The 22,381-nt window shown below is 69.9% G+C and carries 19 protein-coding genes; 11 read left to right on the forward strand and 8 right to left on the reverse strand.

What is annotated here, in order from left to right:
- The first annotated feature begins 95 nt into the window (after nucleotides 1-95).
- Both ACN27J_RS15135 and ACN27J_RS15140 read left to right on the forward strand, forming a co-directional pair.
- Complete coding sequence (locus ACN27J_RS15135) at nucleotides 96-626, forward strand: hypothetical protein (protein WP_421366905.1); 531 nt, start codon at nucleotides 96-98, stop codon at nucleotides 624-626.
- 164 nt (nucleotides 627-790) lie between these two features.
- A complete protein-coding gene (locus ACN27J_RS15140; protein WP_421366906.1) occupies nucleotides 791-1,723 on the forward strand; it encodes a sulfotransferase domain-containing protein in 933 nt (310 codons plus the stop codon).
- A gap of 36 nt (nucleotides 1,724-1,759) precedes the next feature.
- Here the strand turns inward: ACN27J_RS15140 and ACN27J_RS15145 are convergent, their stop codons facing one another.
- Genes ACN27J_RS15145 through ACN27J_RS15155 form a run of 3 tightly spaced genes read right to left on the reverse strand, consistent with a single transcriptional unit; the run spans nucleotide 1,760 to nucleotide 4,973 of the window.
- Nucleotides 1,760-2,362 (reverse strand): hypothetical protein, encoded by a 603-nt coding sequence (locus ACN27J_RS15145; RefSeq protein WP_421366907.1) that lies wholly within the window; start codon nucleotides 2,360-2,362, stop codon nucleotides 1,760-1,762.
- A gap of 29 nt (nucleotides 2,363-2,391) precedes the next feature.
- The gene (locus ACN27J_RS15150; protein WP_421366908.1) at nucleotides 2,392-3,288 is read right to left on the reverse strand and encodes a hypothetical protein; all 897 of its coding nucleotides are present in this window, start codon (nucleotides 3,286-3,288) and stop codon (nucleotides 2,392-2,394) included.
- On the reverse strand, nucleotides 3,285-4,973 hold the full coding sequence (locus tag ACN27J_RS15155; protein ID WP_421366909.1) for a VWD domain-containing protein: 1,689 nt from the start codon (nucleotides 4,971-4,973) through the stop codon (nucleotides 3,285-3,287). The genes ACN27J_RS15150 and ACN27J_RS15155 overlap by 4 nt, the downstream gene beginning before the upstream one ends.
- 70 nt (nucleotides 4,974-5,043) lie before the next feature.
- Here ACN27J_RS15155 and ACN27J_RS15160 point away from each other — a divergent pair, with 70 nt between their 5' ends.
- Together ACN27J_RS15160 and ACN27J_RS15165 are read left to right on the forward strand one after the other, a co-directional pair.
- A complete protein-coding gene (locus ACN27J_RS15160; RefSeq protein ID WP_421366910.1) occupies nucleotides 5,044-6,126 on the forward strand; it encodes a response regulator transcription factor in 1,083 nt (360 codons plus the stop codon).
- Nucleotides 6,127-6,387: 261 nt separating this feature from the next.
- A complete protein-coding gene (locus ACN27J_RS15165; protein WP_421366911.1) occupies nucleotides 6,388-7,923 on the forward strand; it encodes a non-reducing end alpha-L-arabinofuranosidase family hydrolase in 1,536 nt (511 codons plus the stop codon).
- 301 nt (nucleotides 7,924-8,224) lie between these two features.
- Here the strand turns inward: ACN27J_RS15165 and ACN27J_RS15170 are convergent, their stop codons facing one another.
- Nucleotides 8,225-9,070 carry an LLM class flavin-dependent oxidoreductase gene (locus ACN27J_RS15170; protein ID WP_421366912.1) on the reverse strand — a complete coding sequence of 282 codons (846 nt, stop codon included), beginning with the start codon at nucleotides 9,068-9,070 and terminating at the stop codon, nucleotides 8,225-8,227.
- 52 nt (nucleotides 9,071-9,122) lie between these two features.
- The gene (locus ACN27J_RS15175) at nucleotides 9,123-10,142 is read right to left on the reverse strand and encodes an aldo/keto reductase (protein WP_421366913.1); all 1,020 of its coding nucleotides are present in this window, start codon (nucleotides 10,140-10,142) and stop codon (nucleotides 9,123-9,125) included.
- Nucleotides 10,143-10,268: 126 nt separating this feature from the next.
- Here ACN27J_RS15175 and ACN27J_RS15180 point away from each other — a divergent pair, with 126 nt between their 5' ends.
- The gene (locus tag ACN27J_RS15180; RefSeq protein WP_421366914.1) at nucleotides 10,269-10,919 is read left to right on the forward strand and encodes a TetR/AcrR family transcriptional regulator; all 651 of its coding nucleotides are present in this window, start codon (nucleotides 10,269-10,271) and stop codon (nucleotides 10,917-10,919) included.
- 30 nt (nucleotides 10,920-10,949) lie between these two features.
- Here ACN27J_RS15180 and ACN27J_RS15185 read toward each other — a convergent pair whose 3' ends face one another.
- The 3 genes from ACN27J_RS15185 to ACN27J_RS15195 all read right to left on the reverse strand — a co-directional run bounded on the left by ACN27J_RS15185 (nucleotide 10,950) and on the right by ACN27J_RS15195 (nucleotide 14,741).
- The gene (locus ACN27J_RS15185; protein ID WP_421366915.1) at nucleotides 10,950-12,770 is read right to left on the reverse strand and encodes a DUF2201 family putative metallopeptidase; all 1,821 of its coding nucleotides are present in this window, start codon (nucleotides 12,768-12,770) and stop codon (nucleotides 10,950-10,952) included.
- A gap of 8 nt (nucleotides 12,771-12,778) precedes the next feature.
- The gene (locus tag ACN27J_RS15190; RefSeq protein WP_421372251.1) at nucleotides 12,779-13,819 is read right to left on the reverse strand and encodes an ATP-binding protein; all 1,041 of its coding nucleotides are present in this window, start codon (nucleotides 13,817-13,819) and stop codon (nucleotides 12,779-12,781) included.
- 187 nt (nucleotides 13,820-14,006) lie between these two features.
- Nucleotides 14,007-14,741, reverse strand: a complete 735-nt coding sequence (locus ACN27J_RS15195) for an AraC family transcriptional regulator (RefSeq protein WP_278174635.1) — start codon at nucleotides 14,739-14,741, stop codon at nucleotides 14,007-14,009.
- Between the two features lie 147 nt (nucleotides 14,742-14,888).
- Here ACN27J_RS15195 and ACN27J_RS15200 point away from each other — a divergent pair, with 147 nt between their 5' ends.
- The 6 genes from ACN27J_RS15200 (at nucleotide 14,889) to leuD (ending at nucleotide 22,351) form a co-directional block, all read left to right on the forward strand.
- A complete protein-coding gene (locus ACN27J_RS15200; RefSeq protein ID WP_421366916.1) occupies nucleotides 14,889-15,386 on the forward strand; it encodes a VOC family protein in 498 nt (165 codons plus the stop codon).
- A 669-nt stretch (nucleotides 15,387-16,055) separates the two neighbouring features.
- Nucleotides 16,056-17,279 (forward strand): LeuA family protein, encoded by a 1,224-nt coding sequence (locus tag ACN27J_RS15205; RefSeq protein ID WP_421366917.1) that lies wholly within the window; start codon nucleotides 16,056-16,058, stop codon nucleotides 17,277-17,279.
- Nucleotides 17,276-18,256, forward strand: a complete 981-nt coding sequence (locus ACN27J_RS15210; RefSeq protein ID WP_421366918.1) for an LLM class flavin-dependent oxidoreductase — start codon at nucleotides 17,276-17,278, stop codon at nucleotides 18,254-18,256. Before ACN27J_RS15205 ends, ACN27J_RS15210 begins: the two co-directional genes overlap by 4 nt.
- Nucleotides 18,253-19,404 (forward strand): CaiB/BaiF CoA transferase family protein, encoded by a 1,152-nt coding sequence (locus ACN27J_RS15215; RefSeq protein WP_421366919.1) that lies wholly within the window; start codon nucleotides 18,253-18,255, stop codon nucleotides 19,402-19,404. The genes ACN27J_RS15210 and ACN27J_RS15215 overlap by 4 nt, the downstream gene beginning before the upstream one ends.
- Nucleotides 19,401-20,783, forward strand: coding sequence for an aconitase family protein (locus tag ACN27J_RS15220; RefSeq protein WP_421366920.1), 1,383 nt, complete (start codon nucleotides 19,401-19,403; stop codon nucleotides 20,781-20,783). Before ACN27J_RS15215 ends, ACN27J_RS15220 begins: the two co-directional genes overlap by 4 nt.
- A complete protein-coding gene (gene leuD, locus ACN27J_RS15225) occupies nucleotides 20,780-22,351 on the forward strand; it encodes a 3-isopropylmalate dehydratase small subunit (protein WP_421366921.1) in 1,572 nt (523 codons plus the stop codon). Before ACN27J_RS15220 ends, leuD begins: the two co-directional genes overlap by 4 nt.
- Nucleotides 22,352-22,381 lie beyond the last annotated feature (30 nt).

The following is a 22,381-nucleotide window of genomic DNA, read 5'->3' on the forward strand; positions in this document are numbered from 1 at the left end:
CCCGCGGTGGCCTCGCCCGGTCCTCGGTGCCGGGCGGGGCCACCGCCCCATCGGCGGGTCACCGACCCGTCGACGAGACAGGAAAGGAAGACACCATGCGTCGTACGCGTGGATCGGCCGCCGTTCTGTTCGGCCTGTTGCTGGCGGTGCTGCCGGCGGCCGGTCCCGCGCAGGCGCACAACGGCAAACTCGACCTGGAGGTGGCCGGCGACGGCGCCACCGGGGTGACCGTGCAGGCCTTCCATGACGATGGTCACCGGCTGGACCTACCGGTCCAGCTCGTGCTGACCGCCACCGCCGACGGCGGGCGGACGGTCGGCCCGCTGCAGCTCGAACCAGCCGGTGAAGGGCAGGGTTTCTACGCCAGCGGCCCGGTGCTCAGCCCAGGCGACTGGCAGGTGACGGTGAGCGCTCCAGCGCCGTACGACAGTGCGGCGACGGTCGAGGTACAGGCGGTGGAGGGCCAGGCACCGCCGGTCGCCGATCTGGCGGCCGCGGCGGCCGAGGACGACGCCGCTTCGGCCGGGGCCAGTTGGTGGCGTTGGGCATGGCCGGTCGGTCTCGCCGCACTGGCGTTGGCCGCTCTGGCGGTGGCCGTCCGCCGGCCACGATCCAGACAACCCTGACAGCCGACGCAGCCAGAGCACTGACGGCGACGGGGCCAGCCGAGGTCGGCTGGCCCCGTCGCTGTCTGGTCAGGTGCCGGGTTCCGCGCACGACCCTGGACATGGCTACACTGTGGAGACTACGGTCTGGATTGGACGACACGACCAATCAGGCTGGAGGGCCGGTGCGCCAACCCACGGTTCGGTACCACAACGCGATCATGGACAGCGCCCGATGGGAAGGGTTCCCCTTCCGCGACGGCGACATCGTGATCTCGACACCCGCCAAGTGCGGCACGACGTGGACCCAGACGATCTGCGCTCTGTTGATCTTTCAGACGCCGGAGCTGCCCCGCCCACTGGACGACATCACCGTCTGGCCCGACATGAAGACGCGCAGCCAGGCCGACGTGTTCGCGTTCTACGAGGCGCAGCAGCACCGGCGCGTCATCAAGACCCACACCCCGTTCGACGGTCTGCCGATCCACGACGGGGTCACCTACCTCGCGGTCGGCCGGGACCCGCGTGACGTCGCCCTGTCCTGGGACGCCCACTTTCAGAACACCGACTACGACGTGGTCCTGAAGCTGCGCGACGAGGCGGTCGGCAACGACGACCTGACCGGCGAGCTCACCGACGACGCGCCACCGCAGCTGGAATCCGAGTACGACCGGTTCTGGGCCTGGATGGAACACCCCGACGTGCAGATCGGCCTGCCGTCGATGCTGCACCACATGTCGGGTTTCTGGGCGGAGCGTGAGCGGTCAAACGTCCTGCTGCTGCACTACGACGAGTTGAAGGCCGACCTGGCGGGCCAGATGCGGGCGATCGCCAAGCAGCTCGACATCGAGGTGCCCGAACAGCGGTGGCCGGAGCTGGTGCGGGCGGCCACCTTCGACTCCATGCGTAACCGCGCCAAGGAGTTCGCCCCCGTCCTGGCGATGTGGCGGGACCCGAAGCAGTTCTTCAACCGGGGTGTCACCGGCCAGTGGCGTGACCTGCTCGACGACGACGACCTGCGGCGCTACGAGGAGCAGGTGGCCAAGCTCGCCGTACCGGAGCTGGTCGACTGGCTGCACCGCGGCCCGATCACCACCGCGACGCCGGCGGGCCACTGAGCGTCCCGGCACCTGGCGCCTCGGCCGGACAGCTGGTCACGACGTCGCTTCGGCGGCGGTGAGGGCTGCCCGGCCGAGCGCGGTGAGCTGCGCGTCGGTCGGTGTGACGGTGCCGGCGATCGCCACGTCGACCGCCCAGCCGTGCGGGCCGGCCAGAATGACGCCCTGGTAGACGTTGCGGTGGGCCTCGACACCGAGCCCGGGAAACTCGCCTGCGCCGTACTCGTCGAGCAGGTCGTTGTCGACGGCGTCGCGAAAGTCCGGCGTGGTGCCGAAGCGGATCGTGACGCTGCGGGTACCGCTGTCGTTCTCCCAGGTGCAGGAGACGTTCACCGCGCTACCGAACGGCGGGTTGAACGCGCGGACCGCCACCGGGCCACCCAGCACGTCGACCACCGGAGCCTCGTCGACCGCGCCGCACAGGGTCTGCTCGTCCGGCAGGTCACCCGAGGAGACGGCACCGTCCGGCGGGCGCGAGCCGGGGCCGGATGGTGTGGCCGCGTCACCGGCGGCCGGTGGTGTGGCCGCGTCACCGCTGTCGTCGGAGCCGCAACCGGCCAGCACCAGCAGCAGCGTCCCCACCACCACGCCGGCCCGGAGCCTCCCCATGCGCACGCCGGACCGCAATGTCCCTGACATCTGACTGCCTCCTGAACTGTCGAGAACCCTCACCGGGGCACGGTCACCGCGTCGGTGACGCCCAACGCGGCCACCGCGTCGATCGCCGGACCGAGCGGAGAGCGACCTCGCCTGGGCCCGTCGACATCGGCCGGCGGGTCGCACAGCCGGACCCGGTCCGCCTGCTCACCGGGGCCGAGCACGCCAGCGAGGTCGAACACGGTCGGGCCGTCGCCGGAGCCGACCCACCGCCACCGGTCAGTGCCGGCGGCGGCCACCCACACCTGGTAGCGGGCGTCGCCCGCGCCGATCTGCACCACACCGAGATCCGGACCCGGGCCGTCGACCAGCGGCGTCGCCGACAGCCGCAGCTGCATCGGGAACTCGCACTCTGTGTCGCCTTCGCCGAGCTGCACGTTGCGCACGTCGCGCGGACCGAGCGCGTCCGCCGGGTCCTTGCCGACCACACCTGCTTCGACAGCGGCTGCCCGGTCGGTCCCGTCCGCCCAGCCACGCACCGGGTAACGGCGGTCCCCGACCTCCAGCAGGTGGTCGTCGTCGGTACGCCCGACGGCCCGTTGCGCCCCGGCCGCGCCGGCGGTGAACGCCGGCTCGCCGGTGGCGGCGACGTCCAACACGCAGCCGGCGAGCAGCGCCGGATCGGTGACGCCGACGTGGCGGCAGAGCGCCATCGCCGCCGCCCGCTGGCGGGCCGGTAGCCCGGCGAGCGTCGTCGGCCCAGCGGGAAAGTCCCGGTCGGTGAAATCGTCGGTCCCGGTCCCGTCCGGGTACGGCAGCACCGACGTCGCGTCGGTGAGCCGCCAACTGTCGGCGTACCCGCCGTAGATGTCGCCTGCGGACGGTGCCGCCGGGTCGACGACCTGCCCGACGGCGGTCCGCAGGTCGTTGCCGCGGTCGCCGTCGGCGTCGCCGAGCAGGCCGGTCACCGGCCGCCCGATACCACGGTGACGTCGAGCAACGCCGGGCGTACCACCACGAACACCCGGCCGCCGCCGGGCAGCCCGACCTGTACGGTGCGGCCGGAGCGGATCACCTGCTGGTCGCCGACGGTCCGACGGCCGTCCGGGTCGAGCTGGTCGCCGGCCGACGACGTTCCGGCCGACGGCCCGGCGGCGACCGTGACGGTGACCGAGCCCGCGCCGCTCCCGGGGTGCTCGACCCGGACGACTCCGCCCGGTAGCCGGATCCCGACCGCACCGGTCGTCGACAGCCGGTCGGAGTCCCGGTACGGCCGGTACCGCACCTGCACCTCGGCGTCGTCGTCGGGGAACCGGGCCAGGACGAACTCGCCGACGGCCTGAAAGTCGTAGTCAAGGCCGTCGAAGGTACGCAGGTGCGGGTCGCCCCACGACTGGCCGGTGCCGTCCTGCCCGTCGTAGCAGGTGCCGGTCTGCGCGTCGCGCAACTCGCAGCCATCGGCGGCACCGCCGTCGACCCCGTCGTCGGTTTCCTCGCCAGGTATCGCCGGGTCGTCGCCGCCGAGCAGCAGGATCTCGATCCGGGCCAGGTCGAGCAGGTCGTCGGTGGATCGGGACAGCAGGCGTCCGGCGGCACCGGCGTCGACCCCGGCACCGGTCTGGTCGCCGATCCAGGCGAGCGCCTCCGGCAGCCAGGACGGCATCGAGTCGGAGAGCAGGTCGTTCAGGACCGCGCCGGCGACCACGGCGCCGCCGTACCGCTCCAGGTCCTCGGCGAGCTGGGCGGCGTCGGCGATGTCGTCGGCCGTGGGCGGCTGTCCGGCCCCGGCCACGGCCGCCGCCGCCTCCTCGGCGGTGACCATTACGTCGACGGCGTCGCTGCCGGGCTGGGCGTAGCCGACCGGCACGACGGCCGGCCGGGCCGCAGCGGCCGGCCCGCCAGCGCAGTCGAGGACCAGCCGTACGAGTGGGTCCCAGCCGTCCGGTCCGGCACCGGCGCAGTCGGCCGTGCCGTCGGTCAACGCGGCCTGGTACGCCTCGCCGGCCGCGTTGAGCGCCACCAGCCGACCGGGCGGGTCCACGGTGATCACGTCCAGCACGTCGACGGTGTCGTCGCCGTCGACGTCGAGCACGCTGCCGTAGCGCCCCGGCGACGCGACCAGCGCGCCGATCCGCCGCCCGGCCCGGTCGGTGAGCACCTTCGCGGTGCCGGTGCCGGTGCCATCGTCGCCGCCGAGCTTGAGCACGTGCACCGCCGGCTGCGGCAGCGGCATACTGCCGGCGGAGCTCACCTGGTACGCGGTGGGCCGGGTCGCCGGCCCGGGAAGGGCCAGCCGCACGGTGCCCGGCCAGGCCACCCCGTCACCCCACGGGCCGGAGAAACTGTCCCAGGCGCGCACCCGGTAACCGCCGGCCGGTCCGGTCGGCGCAGCGGTCGGGGCGGGCTCGACCGTCGGAGCGGCGGGCTCGACCGTCACCCCGGCGGGCAGGAAGTCGCTCACCGGTCGGCTGCTGTAGGCGGCCACCGGCCCGGCGACCGGATCGCCGGCCCGGTCGAGCCCGTCGTTGCGGTCGAACCAACCGCAGCCGGCGACGAGCAGAACGCCGACCAGCGCCGGTACGCCACTGACCGGAGCGGCCCATCGGCCGGCTCCCGGCCTGCGCCGACAGGGTGAGGTGACCGGTTCTGACACCCGCTCAGCGTCGTCTGGCCGATCATGGCCGGGCAATACGGCGTTTGACGTACCGTCGTACGGTCTGCTGGTGACCACCGCCGCGACTCCGCCGGTGCCGGACGCGGAGATCCTGCTGGACCTGGTCGACCGGATGATCGACGCCGCCGACCTGGACAGCTACGCGCGGATCGCCTGCGCCGGCATCCGCGAGCTGGTCCCGGCGCTGAGCGTGTCGTACAACGAACTCAATCCGCTCGCCGGCCGGGCGTTCGCGTTGATCGATCCGGATCCAGGTCCGGGCTGGTTCCGCCGCTACCAGCCGCCGTTCGAGCAGCACATGATGGACAACCCGTTGATCCGGCACGCGCTTGCCACCGGTGACACCCGGGTGCTCGGGTGGGGCGACGACGGTCTCGGCACCGTCCACGGCACCGCCCTGGACCGGGAGTTCTACCTGCCGAACGGGATCCGCAGCCAGTTGGCCGTCGTGCTGCCGGCCCCGCCGGGGGTGCTGGTCGCCATCGGCGTCAACCGCGGCGGCGAGGGCTTCGGCCCGACCGACCGTCGGGTGTTCGCGTTGCTGCGGCCGCACCTGGTCCACGCGTACCGGGCGGTGCAGTTGCGGGCCGATCAGGCGATGCTCGGCTCGACGTTGGGCGCGCACGGCTGGGCGGTGGTGCTGGTCGACGACGACGGGCGGGTCATCGCCAGTTCGCCGGGCGCGGTGCAGGCGGCCGCCCGGTACGGACTGGACGTCGCCGACGGGACGCTGCTGCCGGCGGGACCGCTGGCCGGGGTCCGGGCGGTGCTCGCCGGATACGATCCGGCGACACCGGCGACCAGGTCCGCGCCGCATCCGGTCGCCGGGCCGGCCGGCACCCTGGAGGCGGTGGTGGTGCCGAGCGCGGTCGGCCCGCATGTGGTCCTGCTGCGGCCCTGCCCGGGTGGCCCGCAGCGATTGGCCGCGCTCGGTCTGACTCCCCGGCAGTGCCAGGTGGCCGCCGAGCTGGCCGCTGGAGCCACCGGCGAGCAGATCGCCCGCCAGCTCGGCATCGCCCCGGCGACGGTGCGCAAGCATCTGGAAGCGGTGTTCGCCCGGCTGTGCGTCACGCACCGGGCGGCGGCCGTCGCCCGGATTCGGTCCCTCCTCGACGGCGGGCCGATCGGCTGAGTCGTCGGCATTCGCGGGACGCCGGGCTGCGGCATGTTACGGCTTGACGAACGACATGTTATCGCTCACAGTCTATATCCAAGGACGACGACGCCTGCGGCTCACCGGGCGAGCCCGCCTCGTCGGACCGTGAATCAGGCGTACCGCCAGGGCAAGCGGTGGCCCTGTTAACGCTGACATCTTCCGGCAGACGCCGGTGGATGCGACCCGGTGCGCCGCTTTCAGCTGAACCCAGTCAGCTTTGGCCCCTGAAGGAGGATCATGTTTGCCTTTGGCAGATCAGCATTGACCGCGCCACGGTCCCGTCGGCGCGGTTGGCTGCCGCGCGTCGCCATGGCCAGCGCGACCGCGCTGGTGGTCGGCGGCGCGGCCGTCGCGGTGGCGCAGCCACCCGCAGCCGCGGCGACGGTCGATACCAGCGCGTGGTACGTGCTGCTCAACCGCAACAGCGGCAAAGCCCTCGACGTGTACAACCTCGCCACCAACGACGGCGCCCGGATCACCCAGTGGTCCCGCAACAACGGCAACCAGCAGCAGTGGCAGTTCGTCGACTCCGGCGGCGGCTACTACCGGCTGAAGTCCCGCCTGTCCGGCAAGGTCCTCGACGTCTACGAGTGGTCCACCGCCAACGGCGCGGCCATCGTCCAGTGGACCGACCACAACGGCACCAACCAGCAGTGGCGCCTCGCCGACTCCGACGGCGGTCACGTCCGGCTGATCAGCCGACACAGCAACAAGGCCCTCGAGGTCCAGGGCGCCTCGACCGCCGACGGCGGCAACATCGTCCAGTACGACGACTGGGGCGGCGCCAACCAGCAGTGGCAGCTTGTCCGGGTCGACGGCGGCGGCAACCCCGACCCCGATCCGACGACCCCGCCGCCGGGTGGCACCTGCAATCTGCCGTCGACGTACCGCTGGACCTCCACCGGCGCACTCGCCCAACCCCGCTCCGGCTGGGTGTCGTTGAAGGACTTCACCCACGCCCCCTACAACGGCCAACACCTCGTCTACGCCACCAACCACGACTACGGCACCAGCTGGGGCTCGATGAACTTCGGCCTCTTCTCCAACTGGAACCAGATGGGCTCCGCCAGCCAGAACGCCATGCCCTTCTCCGCCGTCGCACCCAGCCTGTTCTACTTCGCCCCCCGCAACATCTGGGTCCTCGCCTACCAGTGGGGCGGCCCCGCCTTCTCCTACCGCACCTCCACCAACCCCACCAACGTCAACAGCTGGTCCGCCCACCAGACCCTCTTCACCGGCAGCATCAGCAACTCCGGCACCGGACCCATCGACCAAGCGTTGATCGGCGACGACCAGAACATGTACCTCTTCTTCGCCGGCGACAACGGCCGCATCTACCGCGCCAGCATGCCCATCGGCAACTTCCCCGGCAACTTCGGCTCCAACTACACCACCATCATGACCGACACCACCAACAACCTCTTCGAAGGCGTCCAGGTCTACAAACTCCAAGGCCAACAGCGCTACCTCATGATCGTCGAAGCCATCGGCTCCCAGGGCCGCTACTTCCGCTCCTTCACCGCCACCAACCTCGGCGGCACCTGGACCCCCAACGCCACCAGCGAAAACAACCCCTTCGCAGGCCGTGCCAACAGCGGCGCCACCTGGACCAACGACATCAGCCACGGCGAACTCATCCGCACCAACGCCGACCAGACCATGACCATCGACCCCTGCAACCTCCAAATGCTCTACCAAGGCCGCTCCCCCAACTCCGGCGGCGACTACGGCCTCCTGCCCTACCGCCCCGGCCTCCTCACCCTCCAACGCTGAACCACACCCACACCACACCATGACAAGGCGGGCCCGGCATCCACGCCGGGCCCGCCCGTCATGCCGCACGGTGAGGCGTGATCGGATGCGGCCCAGCTGACTCAGTGTCGGCGTGTCGAGTCGATGAGGCGTAGTGGATCAACCCCGAACGACAGCCGTCCCCCGGGATCAGCCCGCCTGGCCGACGGCCTTGCCCGCGACCTGTTACGCATGCTCGGCGCGGACGACAACCGCATCGCCGCGCTGCTCGCCGAGCCGTGCGAAGCACGTTGACATCCTCGTGTCCGCGCCGGCTGGAGCCTCAGGACGCCGTGGTGGAGATGATCTCGGCGGCGACCCAGTGGGCGACGTCGGCCGGGTAGGGAGTCGACAGTCCGAGGACGATGTGCCCGAAGCCGGCGTCGACCGCCGCGCTGATGGCGGCCCGAGTGGCGCCGGGCTGGTCGTAGGAGACCGGCAGGTGGATGGAGCGGGTGATGGCTGCCGGATCGCGGCCGGCCTCGGCGCAGTAGCGGTCCAGCAGGGCGCTGCGGCTGGCCGCGTCGGCGATGTCACCGCCGGGGATGTTCCACAGGTCGGCGTGTTCGGCGACCACCCGCAGCACGGCCGCCGACCGTCCGCCGATCAGGATCGGCGGGTACGGGCGTTGCACCGGCTTCGGGTTGCCGTACGCCCCGGCCAAGCGGTGGTGGGTGCCGTGGAAGTCGAACGGCTCGGCCTCGGTCCATAGCCGTCGGATGATGGTGCACGCCTCGGCGAGGCTGCCTACTGAGTCGGTGAAGTCGTGATAGGGCAGACCGTGGGCGTCGTACTCGCGGCGGGCCAGCGGGTAGCTGGGCCGCGAGCCGGCGCCGATACCAAAGTTGAGCCGGCCGCCGGAGACGACGTCGACGGTCGCGGCCATCTTGGCCAGCATCGCCGGTGGCCGGAAGCGGTTGCTGGTCACCAACAGGCCGAGGCGCAGCCGGCGGGTCTGCGCGGCAAGCGCGGCGAGCAGGGTCCAGCCTTCGTACGTCGGCCCGCTCGGGTCGCCGAAGATCGGCATGAGGTGGTCGTACAGCCAGGCGTGTTCGATTGCCGGGATCGTGTCCGCGTCGCGCCAGACCCGCAGTACGTCGTGGTAGTCGACCTGGGACGGGGCGGTCATGATCCCGAAGCTGGGCCGGGGTGTCGGTGGCATCAGTCCATCCAGTACGCGGTCAGCGGCGGCGGAGCGCCGGGTCGAGCAGGGCGGGCGGGGTGTCGTGCTTCTCGTGCGGAGCCAGGTCGACGCCGGGGGCGACGATCGCGTCGACGGCGTCGAGCACGTCGGCGGTCAGCACGGTGTCTGCGGCAGCCAGCTGCGAACGCAGGTGGTCGATCGTGCGCGGGCCGATGATCGCGCTGGTCACCCCGGGGTGCGCGGTGACGAAGCCGAGCGCGAGTTGGATCATCGTCAGGCCGGCGGCGTCAGCGACGGTGGCCAGCTTCTCGACCGCGTCGAGCTTGGCCCGGTTGGTGGGGATGTCCAGGTCGTACCACTGGGGCATTTTGCCGGACCGGCTGGTGCTGATCTCCCGGTCGGCGCGGATCGCGCCGGACAGCCAGCCGGAGGCGAGCGGGCTCCAGGCGAGCACTCCCATGCCGTACTCCTGGGTCACCGGCAGAACGTGGGCCTCGATGCCGCGTTGCAGGATCGAGTACGCGGGCTGCTCGGTCACGTACCGGCTGGTCCTGTTCTCCCGGGCGGCCCACTGCGCCTGGACGATCCGGTAGGCGGGGAAGGTCGACGAGCCGAAGTAGCGGATCTTGCCGGCCCGTTGCAGATCGGTCAGCGCGGACAGGGTCTCCTCGTCGCTGGTCGCCGGGTCCCAGCGGTGGATCTGGTAGAGGTCGACGTGGTCGACGCCGAGCCGGCGCAGGCTGTCGTCCAGGGCGGTGACCAGCCAGCGGCGGGAACTGCCCTGGTGGTTGCGCTCGTCGCTCATCGGCATGTTGGCCTTGGTGGCGAGCACGATGTCGTCGCGGCGGCCGGCGATGGCCTTGCCGACCATCTCCTCCGACTGGCCCTGGCTGTACCAGTCGGCGGTGTCGATGAGGTTGATCCCGGCGTCGAGGGCGGCGTCGACGATGGCGCTGGCCTCGTCCTGGCTGGTGTCGCCGATCGCGCCGAAGTTCATCGCGCCGAGGGCGAGGATGCTGGCCTGCACGCCGGTGCGGCCAAGGGTGCGGTACTGCATGGCTGTGTTTCTCCTTGAGCGGGGTCGCCTGGTCTGGCACGCTGACACCGAAGCGGAGCAGCGTTCCGCTAAGACGATACGGAACACTGTTCCGGTTAGCAAGTGGGCAACGGAGGGGAACCGCAGATGCTCGACACCGGCGGCGACAGCAGCAGGTCGGAGGGACCGGAGGGAAGGAAGGCGGGACCGGAGGGAAGGAAGGCGGGACCGGCCCGGCCGCGCCGGCAGCGGGCCGACGCCCGGCGCAACGAGCAGGCCCTGCTGGACGCGGCGGCGGCGGCGTTCGTCGCGTCCGGCGTCGACGTCCCGGTACGCGACATCGCCACCCGGGCCGGCGTCGGTGTCGGCACGATCTACCGCCACTTCCCCACCCGGTCCGATCTGATCGTCGCGGTCTTCCGGCACCAGGTCGAAGCCTGCGCCGATGCCGGCCCGATCCTGCTGGCGGAGAGCGCCACCGCGCACGCCGCCCTGACCCGGTGGGTCGACCTGTTCGTCGACTTCCTGGTCACCAAGCACGGTCTCGCCGGGGCGCTACAGTCCGACGCCACCGCCTTCCAGACGCTGCACGACTACTTCCTCGGCCGGCTGGTGCCGGTCTGCACCGAACTGCTCGACGCCGCCGTCGCCGCTGGCGAAATCCGCCCGGAAATCGACGCCTACCAACTCATGCGCGGCGTCGGAAACCTCTGCGTCGGCGCCGACACCGACCCCCGCTACGACGCCCGCCGCCTGGTCGGCCTGCTCATCGCCGGCCTGCGCCGCAGCGACACCTGACGCCGTCAGCGCAGGCGTCAGGTCCAGCCGTCAACGCAGGCGGAAGACCGGTCCGCGCGGGGTGAAGGGTAGCCGGGCAGCGTCCGGGACGAGAAAGGCATGCTCCCGGCGGATACGCACCACGTCGCAGTACCCGTCGGTGATGACCAGGATCGGCGCGTCGGTGGGAAAGTCGGTGGCGGACTCCAGCAGCCGGATACCGGGCTGCAGTACCGTGCCGCCCCGGCCCCGCACCCGTACCCGGCCGGCGATCTGCTCCACCGGCAGATACCCGGCGTCGTACGGGTGGGCGTCGCAGAACACCACCCGGGCGGCCGGCACGTCCCGGGCGGTGGCGTACGAGACGATGGCGCCGAGCGCCTTGCCGAGCAGTTCGTGATTCATCGAGCCGGAGGTGTCCAGCACCACACCGAAGGTGCACCGGGACACCGACTCGTCCGGCCACCGCCAGCCCGGTCGCGGAATGCCCGGGGTGCTGGCCTGTCGCCGCGACGGGCGGGCGTAGGAGCGGACCCGTCGCGGCGACGGGACGTACTCATCGAACCAGTGGGCCAGCCGGGCGTCCCACGGCAGCGGCGGCTGCTGCAGGACCCGGATCTCGGCGACCAGCCCGGCCGGCAGATGACCCCGGCCCTCCCGCTGGTGGTAGGCGTAGCCGTCGAGCAGCGCCCGCCGGTAGAAGTCGTCCAGGTCGACGCCCTGGCCAGGGCGGCCCGCATACGGCAACGGTTCGCCGAGTACGTCACCGAGCCCGGTGCCGCGCAGGGTGGCCAGCTTGCGCAGCCGGCGCAGATCCTTGGCGATCTGGTCGTAGACCGCCTCGGCGGACAGGCCGGCCAACTGCGGGTCGTGCAGCAGTCCGTCCGGCGGCTCGCCCACGCCCATCTCGATCAACCAGCCGTTGATGACGTAGTCGGCGGCCACGTTCCACAGGTACGGGTCACGCCCGCCGACCCGGTCACCGTGCCGCAGCGCCGCGTGCAGCATCTCGTGGGCCAACACGAACCGCCACTGCGTGCTCGACAACTTCCGCAGCGGGTTGAGGTAGATCTCCCCGGCGGACGGCGACACCGCTGCGATCGTGATGTGCCAGCTGCGGGCCAGGTCGGCGTCGGCGACCAGGGTGAACCGCGACGCCAGCGCACCGAGCAGCGGGTACGACGAAAGAAACCAGCTCATCGCCAGCTGCCACGGCTGCCGGCGGACGGCCGGGTCGGTCAGTGAACGGCGTGCCCCGCCGGCCACGTCGACCGCGGCCATCGCGGCTGCGGACAGGCCGACCGCGAACTGAGCCGGCCAGTCCCAGCCGACCGCCCTCATCCCGACCGGCGACGCGGCCAGGTCCGAAGCGTTGCCGCCGGTGCCACAGCCGACATACTCGGCCGGTACGCCGGCCTGCCGCCACTGCCGCAGCAGCACCTGCTCGTCGGCGCTGGGCAACTCAGCCGGCAGCAGCAGCGGCTCGGTGCCGAGCTTGACCGCCCGCTGGAACCGGGTGACCGCCAGACAGGCCACATTGGCGTACGCCGGATCGGTGGCGTAGCGGTCGGCGCTGAGGTGGCCAAGGCCCAGGTGCAGCAGGCAGTGCGCCAACACCCACAACCACTGTTCCTCGTCGAGCCGGTGCGCCATGCTGGCCCGGATCTGGCCGCGCGCGTCGACCACGGCGATCGCCTTGGCCGCCGTCAGCTGGCCGTCGTCGACCAGCGCCGCCTGCGCGCCAGCGGTCTGCCACGGCCCGACCGGGAAGCTGCGCATGGGGGCGAACATCGGGTGGCTGGCCAGCCGCCGCCAAGCTGCCGCGAACGCGGCGGCGTTCGGGTCGACCTGCTCCTTCTTCTTCCTAGCCATCGTCGGTGTCAGGTGCGGGCGGCGACCAGCCGGGGCAGGTCCCGGCTCACCTCGACCAGGAACCAGGCGGGCAGCACCGGTGCGCCGTCGTCGGTGGCGATGACCAGCTGGGCGCATTCGAGGGAGATCTCCGCCAGCTCGACCAGCAGCGCCTTGGCCCGGTGGGCGAACTGGCGCATCGCTGGCGAAGCGTGTTCCTTGCTGGCCGGCAGCTCCTTGACCAGCCTGGCCCGGAACGCCTCCGCCAGGAAGTACAGCAGGTCGCGGTCGGCGGGGGCAGCCGGCCAGCCAACGTCGCCACGAACGACGGCGTCGAGCCCGTACCGGTGCCGCACGATCTTCACGTACCCGCAGAACCCGGCGGCGTGGGCCGGGCTCAGCGTGCCGGTGGCCAGCAGCCGCAGCGTCTGGTCGGCGATCTCGTCGCCGTAGGAGCGCAGCGCGTCGGAAAGCATGTGCCAACTGCGCGGAGTCGAAAACGTCTCCTCCACTTTGGGCGGATTCACCCACAGCTGGTCGGGGCGCTCCGACAGGTAGTCGACTACCCACTGGTGGATGCCGGCACCCTGCGCCCAGGCCAGCCAGTCGTCGACGCTGGCCCGCAGGTGGACGTGGACCAGCCGGTTGACCAGTGCGGAGGCCATCGGCCGAGCGAGCGCGTTGTCGGTGGCCCGGTTGCCCGCGCCGATCACGATCGACCCGGCCGGCAGCTCGTACGCACCGATGCGGCGGTCCAGGATCAGCGAGTAGAACGCCTTCTGCACCTCCGGGGTGGAGGCGTTCAGCTCGTCGAGGAACAGGCAATACGGCTCGTCGCGGGCGATCGACTCGGGTGGGGCGAACCGGCTGCGGCCGTCGCGCAGCTCCGGCACCCCGATCAGGTCCTCCGCGGCGAGCTGGGTGCCGACCAGGGTCACGCAGTCCAGACCGAGCGAAGCGGCGAACTGGCGCACCAGCGAGCTCTTGCCGATGCCCGGGGCACCCCAGACGAACACCGGCCGGACCACCGCCACGTGCAGCAGCAGGTCCGGCAGTTCGGCTGGAGTCACGGCGGTCGTGGAATGCACGCCGCTCATCCTGCCGGGCGGCGGTGCCGCCGTTCATCCCGATTTCGGGTCAGCCGGGCGAGTGGCTCAGCGACATGCGTTTCATCCTGGCTGGTTGGTCCGGAGACTACGGTCCAGCGCCGCCTGGCTACGAGGACGCGATACTCGTCGTCACGCGGAGGCTGCGTCGTCAGGACGGCGTGGACTCCCGACGGTACGCACTCGGGGTGTAGCCGAGCACCGTCCGGAACTCGTTGGCCAGGTGGGCCTGGTCGGCGTACCCGAGTTGGACCGCCAGACCCGCCAGGTCGGTGGCCGGATCGGCCCGCAGCAGCTGCGCCGCCTCCTGCAACCGCCGTCGGCGGATCATCATCGACGGCGGCAGGCCGACGTGGCGGCGGGCCAGCCGCTGCACCGTACGGGCCGACACGTGCAGCCGGGCGGCGACGTCCTCGACCCGCAGCACCGTGTGGTCGGTGTCGACGAGCTCCGCAAGAGTGTTGGCCAGCAGCGCCTCCGGACCGGGCGGCCCGACCGTGGCGCTCAGCCAGTCGGCGAACGCCGCCACCGCACCGGCGTGCCGCTGCGGCGCGTCAACGGCACCAGTCATCGCGTCGACCACCGGCGACCGCAGATCGGGCAGGTCCAGCCGGCGGGAGGCGTCCCGCAGCACCGCCGGCTCCGGGGTGAAGTGCGGCACCGCCGCCGGGCGCAGTAGCGCCCCGACCGCCCAGCCGGTGCCGGTCAGGTCCCGGTAGGAGACCCGGGTCGTCGGACCGGCCAGCTCCACGCCGTCTGGGCCGACCACCAGGTTGCAGGCCGGGAACGACAGGATCTGCTGCCGGGAGGTACGGCCCGGCGCGATCCGCCACTCGGGGATCCAGAACCAGCGGACCAGCGACGCGACCTGCTCCGGCGGCGGCAGCCGGGCGAAGGTCGGCAGCCGGGACGGGTACAGGATGCCGCGCTGCGCCGGGTCCACGGCAGCCAGGCTACGGCCTGCGGCACCGACGGCCGGCGGCTGTCGCGAATCTTCAAGTCAGCACACCGGCACGCTGCCTAGGGTCGGGACATGTCCGACACTTTCCCGGCCGCCGACGGCCGATACACCACCAACGGTACGCCGCACGGCGTCACCAGCCTCACCCCGTTCCTGGCCCTTCCGGACGCACGCGGCGCGATCGCCTTCTACCGGGACGTGTTCGGTGCCCGAGTGGTTGACGTGACCGAGATGGGCGGCGCCGTGGTGCACGCGGTGCTCGACTTCGGCAACGGCCAACTGCAGCTCGGCGAGCCGTCCCCGGCGTACGGCCTGGTTGCCCCGCCGGCTGGCGACGAGGACTGCTACTCGATGGGCCTGTACTGCCCGGACGTCGACGCCACGCTCACCCGCGCGGTCGCGGCCGGCGCAACGGTGCGGGAGCCGGCGACAACCTTCGTCTCCGGTGACCGGTTCGCCAGCATCCGCGACCCGTACGGGGTGCGCTGGTCGATCATGACCCGGGTCGAGGACCTCTCCGAGTCCGAAAGCGCCCGCCGGGTCGCCGAATGGGCCGCCCAGCAGGGCTGACATCTGCCTGCGGTAGAGCTGAGGAGTGCCCCCCTCGCACCGACGGTCGCCGCCGCCCAGGGGTATTCGGGGGTAATGGGGCCTCGCGGCACCCAGTGCCATCCGAGCGGCGGCGGCGGCGGCCAACTATCGCAGATTGACACCCCACCAGGGCATAGTCGACACACTATAACGAGCGAGAACAGATCGCCCCAACCTGCACGAACAGCGATGACGTGACACCCCTTCAAAGAAGCCCTTCTATACCAAAAGCACCCATCGATAGCTCCGCGCACTTTTCCTCCGCCGTCCAAACCATCGCCCTTTGTCCGTGTCGCGTCGATCATGACTTATGTATTGCTGAGATCAGATTGGTTCGTAAACACACAGGTAATGGCACCCTCGCTTGCCTTCGACCCATGGTTTCGAAAGTTTGATCTTGAGATTATGATCTTGCGAAAGTGGGCTAGAGCTCGCGCAATGTCGACCGAACGAGCCTGCGCAGCCACAACAGCATCGCTCCAGCCTGAGTGAGCTTGTGGCTCGTAGCACATTGCCGGCCGTAGATAAAGGGTTGCCATGCGTAAGGATTCTCAGGTACGTTGCTTCCTGTTCGAGGGAACCGTCTTGATCAGCGCACCGACGCCGTGGTCGCACGCCGCGTCGCCGGCCAAGATGGTCGCTTAACCATTGATCGAGCCGACTCGCCTGCCGTCCTGCATGGTCGATGTCGCGAATCGCTATGAGGGGATATTTGTGACTCTCAAATCAGTGCTCGACACCACGCTTCGGGATGGCGAACAGGCACCTGGCAATGAGATGACCATCGAAGACAAGATACGCCTCCTCGAGCTGATCGACGCCGCCGGCCCAGACTACATCGAGGTGGGATTTCCAGCCTCGTCGCCTGCGACCTTCGAATTCGTGCGCGAGATTTCGCGCAAATCGCGCAATGCGGCACTCACTGTTTTCGCTCGTGCGACACCTAAGGACATCGACACCGCACTCGACGCCGTCCGGGATGCCGATCGTTTCCAGCTCCAGCTGCTCATCACCGGGTCAGAAATCCACGCCGAGCATAAGCGCGGACAGACCTGGGAGCAAGCCCGGACAGAATTGGTAGAGGCATGTAATTACAGCCTGAAGGCAGGAGTGCGCGACCTTTCCATCGGGTTGGAGGATTCACTTCGGGCGTCGCCCGAGTACCTGCGTCCCATGATGCAGGCCGGACTGGATTCCGGCGCGAACCTGTTTGTCCTGGCCGACACCGTGGGATCCTGCGTGCCGCAGGAAGTCGAGGCCAAGGTACGCGCGGCCCTGCACTGGGTCAACGGGGCGGCCGATGTGACGTTGCACTGCCACAACGACCTTGGACTGAGTCTCGCCAACGCCGTGGCCGGCATGCAGGCCGGTGCCGCCGGCGTGCAGGGCACGCTGGCCGGTATCGGCGAACGAACCGGCAACACTCCACTGGAGGAACTTGCCGTCCTCACCCATTACCGCGGTGAGTCGCTAGGATTCCGAACGGCACTGAACCCCCGCAAGTGCGTCGAGGCGGCCAATGCCGTCCTCGAAGCAATCGGTGAACGACCCTGGAAGCACAAGCCGCTGCTCGGCGACCTGGCCTTCTCGACGGCTGCCGGCATACACGCCGCAGGGATGATGAACAATCCGATCTGCTATGAGTTTGTCGAGCCCGAACTGGTCGGGAGGGAACGTCGCATTCTCCTGGGCGGGGCCTCCGGTCGTGCCAACATCCGGCATTTCGCGGCGACCCTCGGTATGTCGATCCCAGAAGACGTGCTCGATCAGATGTACCAGCGATTTGTGTTGGATCCCAGCCCGGCCCGGTACAACTCGCTCGAGGCTTTTGAGGGACTCTACCGGGACGCGCTGAACGGGACCGCGCAGTGATCGATGACCCGGCCGACTTAACGATCGGCCTGCACCTGCCGTTATTCGACTTCGGATTTGGCCATCCGACGCTCACGGGACGGAATCTGCACAACCTGTTGGAGGTCGCCGAGCGGCTGAATATTCAGGAGGTGGCGGCAAGCGACCACGTCGCCTTCCCCGTTCCCTGGCTGGACGGTCTAGCGGCACTCGCATTCGTGGCCGCCCGCCTTCCGGGTCGGCGGCTGGTGACGGCAGCGTGTCTCCCGACAGTCCGCGGTCCGGCGGTAACCGCCAAGGCATTGGCTGGGATCAGCCGTTTGGCGGGGGCCCCGGTGCGGGCCGGGGTGGCAGCGGGCTCCTCGTTGCGAGACCTCGATCTCGCGGGCGTGCCCGCAAGTGAGCGCTGGGCACGTTTCGATGACGCGTTAGGACTCCTGAGAGCGAGCCTGTCCGGTGATGAACCTACGGCCTATCACGGGAAACACTATCGGCTGGATGACCCGCTGACACCCGGCCCGGTGCCCGGAACGAAACTGTGGATTGCATCGTGGGGTTCCCCGGCCGGTGTCCGGCGCGCGGCGGAGCGTGGCGACGGACTTCTCTTCTCGGCGTACATGGCCGACTCGGACGCGATGGGTCGTGCGGTGCGGCTGGCCCGACAGCTTCGAGCGGAACTTACCGACCCCGCACCGAACACCGACTTCGAATTTGCCGCATCGACGTGCTTCGTGCACATCACCGAGGACGCACCCGTCGCTGAGCTCTTGACCGGTACCATCCTCGCGGACTTCCTCAAGGTGCCGCCCGACGACCTGCGCCGACGCACGCTGGTGGGCTCGCCCGCGCACTGCGCTGAGCGGCTCGCAGCGTTCGCTCGGGCCGGCGTGCAGCGACTGTACGTGCTCCCGGTCGGTGATCCGGATGAGCAGCTCACCCGCCTTCAGGAATCGGTCTTCCCGCTGGCTGCCGCGTACGGCTCGAAGGTGCGATGGTGAGCGGCACGTCGTGCGGAGCCCTGGCGGGACTTTTTGTTCTTGACCTGTCCGCAATCCTCGCCGGCCCCACCGTGGGCCGCATCTTCGCCGATCTGGGCGCCCGGGTGGTGAAGGTCGAGCGGCCCGGGCCTGGCGATCCGGTGCGATCCATGGGTCGGTCCGTCGGTGGCGGCGAAGGGGCCTGGTGGGCTTTTGTCGGGCGGAACAAGGAGACGGTCAGCCTGGATCTCGAAGATTCGGCCGAACGCGCGCACCTCATGCGGATGGTCTGCCGCGCCGACGTACTGGTCGAGAGCTTCCGGCCGGGGACGATGGCGCGGTGGGGCCTGGATTACGAAGCCCTCGCCGCGGTCAATCCCCGCCTGGTAGTCCTGCGCATCTCCGGGTTCGGTGCGGGCGGTCCCCGCGAGAATTGGTTGGGATTCGGCACGCTGGCAGAGGCGTTCAGCGGTTTCGCCGCAATGAACGGCGACTCCGACGGGCCGCGCCTGCCGCCCACAGGGCTGGCCGACTCGATCGCCGGCCTGCAGGGCACCGTGGCGGTACTGGCGGCCCTGCACGAGCGACAGCGCAGCGGGCGAGGACAGCTGGTCGAGGTCAACCTGTACGAGCCGCTCCTCAGCGTCCTTGGTGGACATGTCGTACGCGACGCCGCCCGCGAGGAGGACCCGGGCGTGTCCGCCAGCAGCCATGTCCGTGGGCTCTTTGCCACCGCGGACGGAGACTGGATCGCCTTGTCCGCCCACAGCGCCGCGACCGGCAGCGCGATTGCCGGACTGCTGGGGTTGGCAGGCTCCGAAGGACTCGATCGCGGCGCAGTTCACGATCCGGATGACGTGCATCGCCGGCTGGTGGCGTGGATCGGTGGAAAATCGCGAGACGACGCGCTCACCCATCTGCTGGCGGCCGGCATTCCAGCGGTTCCCGTGCTGACTCCCGGGCAGCTCAGCCACGACCCGCACGTCATCGCACGCGAATCTTTGCCAGCCGTCACACAGGGAACTGATGCCGTACGCATGCCCGGCATCGCCATGGACTTCTCCCGCAGCGAACACACAATTCGTCATATCGGCAAACCGCAAGACGACGATCGGGAGCATGTCATGGCCGAGTTCGCCCCAGATCACAGTTCGGAGGTGCCGGGATGACATCGACGACGTATACGGACGCCCTCCTGGAATCGGCGGAACTTCACCGGGACGGATCGCGGATCCTCTTGGCGGTCGACCTCCACGTACTGCACGAAGTCTCCTCGCCCCAGGCATTCACCATGCTTGCCAACCGGGGACTGCAGGTGCGGGACCCGTCCCGTACGGTCGGCATCCCCGACCACGTCGTCTCCACCGCGCCCGGGCGCATCGGCAGCGATGATCCGCGGGCCCAGCACATGCTCGACGTCTTCTCCGCGAACCTGGGCACCGCAGGCATCGAGCAGGTGGCGCTGGACAGCAGTGATCACGGCATCGTGCACGTGTCGGTCAGCGAGTCGGGCCGCGTGTTGCCAGGGCAGGTCGTCGTCTGTGGCGACAGCCATACCACCACCCTCGGCGCACTGGGCGCGCTCGCCTGGGGAATCGGTACGTCAGAGGTGGCACACGTGCTGGCCACCCAGGCCGCCTGGACGTCGGTACAACCGGTCGTCGGTTTGCGCGTGACGGGCGTGCCAGGCCCGGGCGCAGGCGCGAAGGACGTCGTACTGCGGGTGTGTGGCGAACTGTCGCCCCGTTGGGGGGTTGGCCGGCGGATCGAGTGGAGCGGACCGTACATCGACGCGACCACGATGGCCGAGCGGTTCACCTTGTGCAACATGTCGGCCGAGTTGGGCGCCCGTTCGGCACTGATCCCGCCCGACGAGGTCACCTGGAGCTACCTGGCCGAACGGCTGTCGCCGCAACGCCTGGCCGCGGCGCGCCGTCGCAGCGCTGACCTCCTGCGCCGTGCCGTGGAAGCGCCCCGAGAAGCTACTGTGGACATCAACAGCATCGCCCCGCAGGTGACCTGGGGCACGAACTTGTCACACGTGGCGGCCGTGGACGGACGAGTTCCGACCAGCGTTCAGGACAGCCAGCGGTCTGCCTTCGAGGCGGCACTGGCGTACGCGAATCTCGTGCCGGGGCAGGAACTACGGACGGTGCAGGTGCAGCATGCGTTTCTCGGATCCTGCACCAACGGCAGGATCGAGGATCTGCGGGCCGCCGCGCTGGTCGTGGCCGGACACCGGGTGGCCCCAGGGGTACGGGCGGTGGTGGTGCCCGGTTCGCGGCGGGTCGCCGAGTTGGCGGAGCGCGAGGGCGTCCGAGCGGCACTGACCGACGCGGGCTTCCTGTGGCGTGAACCCGGCTGCTCCTCCTGCGTTGCCATCAACGGTGACACAGTTCCCCGCGGCGAGCGGTGCGTCTCCAGCTCCAACCGCAACTTCGAAGGCCGGCAGGGTGCGGGCGCGATCACCCACGTAGCCAGCCCCGCCACCGTGGCGGCCTCGGCCGTCACGGGACGGCTGACGCATCCTGTCGAGGTGACCGGATGAACAACCTCCAAGGGCGCGCTCTTCCGCTGGGTCGCGACTCCGTCGACACCGACGTGATCGCGCCACAGTCCGAACTGCTCGTCGTGGACAACGCCGGCCTCGCCGATGCCGCATTCCTGACATGGCGCCGGCATCCGGACGGCACGCTCACGGATTCTGTGCTGAACGACACGCGGTACCAGGGCGCCCGGATTCTTCTCACCGGCGACTCCTTCGGGTGCGGCTCAAGCCGAGAACATGCGGTCTGGGCGTTGCAGGGACTCGGGTACGAGGCCGTGCTGGCGGTGGGGTTCGGCGAGATCTTCGAGCGGAATGCGGCGCGTAACGGCCTCGCCCCGATCGTCGTGTCGAGAGAGTCACTCGACCAGCTCCTCGACGTGGTACGGAGCAGGCCCGACGAAGTACTCACCATCGACTTCGCCGAGGAGACCGTGTCGGCGGCCGGAGTCCGCCACAAGGGCACGTTGTCCAGGGACGCACGCCGTTTCATCGTGGACGGCCACGATGAGATCTACGAAACCCTGGGCATCCTGGCTGCCTCGACGAGTGCGCCGTCGGCGGCCGCCGAAGGCGAGCCACCAGCGCCGGCCGGCAGGGCGGGTCCTGGGACGGCGCTCGCTGGCGGGTGGCTGGCAACACCGTCGAAGGGCCTGGCCTCGTGGCACGAGCGGGCCGGGGTCCGGTCGACCGAGCGGCGACTGCTTGGTGAGCTCGACCGAGGGTTGACGCTGTTTCCGCGCAAGCTCATGCCCTACCTTGATCACCCGCTGGTCACTGGGCTCGGCCCCGAGCAGCAGAAGGTGCTGATCGCGCGCCGCCTCTACGACTACCTGTCCTTCGTGGTGCACCTCGAGGCAAAGGTCGTCAACCGGGGCACCCGGATCGTCGCCCTCGACGAACTCGGACTCGGCCTGCCATCGCATCTGCGCACCGACGGCTGGAAAATCTACTGCGACGAGGCATACCACGCCCTGTCTGGCATGGACCTGCTCCAGCAGGTGGAGCGCGCGAGTGGTATCACTGCCTTGCCGTATGACTTCACGCCGGTCATGGAAACGTTACGTGACGCCGGCCGTGAGGTCGGTGCGGTCATGCCAGGGCTCGACCATCTGCTCGAGGTCATCGTCTTCGAGACCGTGGTCACCGAGCTGCTGAAGGACATTCCGAACGACGAAACAGTGGTTCCGGTTATCCGACAGGTCGTCGCCGACCACGCTGCGGACGAGCGCGTGCACCACGCGTTCTACACGGTCTTCTATACCGAACTATGGGGCAAGTTGGACCGCGTGCAGCGCGAACTTGTCGCGCGCAGCCTCCCGAATATAGTCACGGCCTGCCTGAGCCCGGACATCAGCGCCGTACGGCGCAGCTTGTCAGCCGCAGGACTGACCGACTCCGACGCGAACCAGGTCATTCAGCAGACCTACCCGCAGGAGCGAGTTCGGGAGGACATCCGCCGGTCGGCCCGCAAGACCATTCGGATGTTCCAGGCACACGAGGTTTTCGATTTTCCAGGTGCCGCAGAGGCGTTCGAATCCGCCGGGCTGCTACTGCCCGACGACCGCTGAAAACACATATTTCTTGCAGCCGGCCCTTGC

It is taken from the genome of Solwaraspora sp. WMMB762, assembly GCF_049179115.1.
Taxonomy (GTDB): domain Bacteria; phylum Actinomycetota; class Actinomycetes; order Mycobacteriales; family Micromonosporaceae; genus Micromonospora_E.